Origin of the sequence: Coprococcus sp. AM97-35, assembly GCF_027697525.1 — a bacterium.
Classification (GTDB): domain Bacteria; phylum Bacillota; class Clostridia; order Lachnospirales; family Lachnospiraceae; genus Allocoprococcus; species Allocoprococcus comes.
This window is the reverse complement of sequence record NZ_JAQESL010000076.1, coordinates 1-939: the sequence shown is the minus strand read 5'-3', so window position 1 is coordinate 939 and position 939 is coordinate 1. Positions and strand designations below refer to the sequence as shown.

Genomic DNA, 939 nt, shown 5'->3' with positions numbered 1-939 from the left:
AAAATAGCTCTTGTCGCAAAAAGCGTCCATGAACCTCCATTTTTGAATGAGGTAATATTGATCTTGTCGCCCTTGGAACATTTCCCCATAAAGTTAGATGTTAGCTTGTAATAGTTTCCGTTGTTTCCCATATTTACACCGTTTAATGCACAAGCGATTTCCTTTTTCCTGTTTATAGCTTTCACTGTTAAGATTCGAGGAAACCGTAACAACAAAAGCATATGTAATACCAGATTTCAAGGAATTATACTTATTAGTATCCAAATTTACTGTTCCTTGTGCAGTTGAATCAACGATTATTGGTTTTCTGTTTTCTAAAACAGTGTTGGTTTTGGTTAAATTGCTATTTAATTCAGAATCCCTCTAAAAAGAAGTATCCAGCAGGTCACTGAGCAGACGGATGGTGCACTTCTGATCAAGACCATTTCAGCATCCGAGGATCAGCTGAAGACTTTATTTTCTGATCCGACAACAACTAAGAGAATGTCTGTGAGCGAACGGGATGAAGATACCGTTGTGTATGAAAACTACACAAAGCTCGATGCAATCGTGAAGTACACGGCCGGCATCCTTGGTGTGCTGATGTACCGGGAAGGAGAAGATCCGGACAGCCGGATAGCAGCTCTGGAGACACGACTTAAAGAAGCAGAAGAGAAAAATACGAACCTGCAGTCAAGAGTCGAAAAAGCGGAGGAGAAAAATGAAATGCTCGAAGGATGCATTTTGGAAATGTCTGAAACGGTATATCAGTAAAACGATAATTGTATTAACCATTTTATTCATATTATTACAAATTTCAGGAGGAAAAGAAATGATGGCAATGTTATGGGCACAGCAGATTATGTTAGGAAAGAAAACTTATTCACAGGTACCGAGACTTTTAAAGGACAAGGTAAAAGAGGTCCTGATTGATTCCGGAGCAGAAGATCTGGTAACAGA

General features: G+C 39.1%; 3 protein-coding genes. 2 read left to right on the top strand and 1 reads right to left on the bottom strand.

Annotated features, from left to right (window positions below; translation table 11 throughout):
- A partial coding sequence (locus tag PG840_RS16720; RefSeq protein WP_270613918.1) for a hypothetical protein occupies positions 1–185 on the bottom strand: 185 nt, incomplete at its 3' end.
- Between the two features lie 304 nt (positions 186–489).
- On the opposite strand from PG840_RS16720, the gene PG840_RS16715 reads away from it, so the two are divergent.
- Positions 490–753 (top strand): hypothetical protein, encoded by a 264-nt coding sequence (locus PG840_RS16715; protein WP_270613917.1) that lies wholly within the window; start codon positions 490–492, stop codon positions 751–753.
- A partial coding sequence (locus PG840_RS17075; protein WP_442872518.1) for a CD1375 family protein occupies positions 701–939 on the top strand: 239 nt, incomplete at its 3' end. The genes PG840_RS16715 and PG840_RS17075, both read left to right, overlap by 53 nt.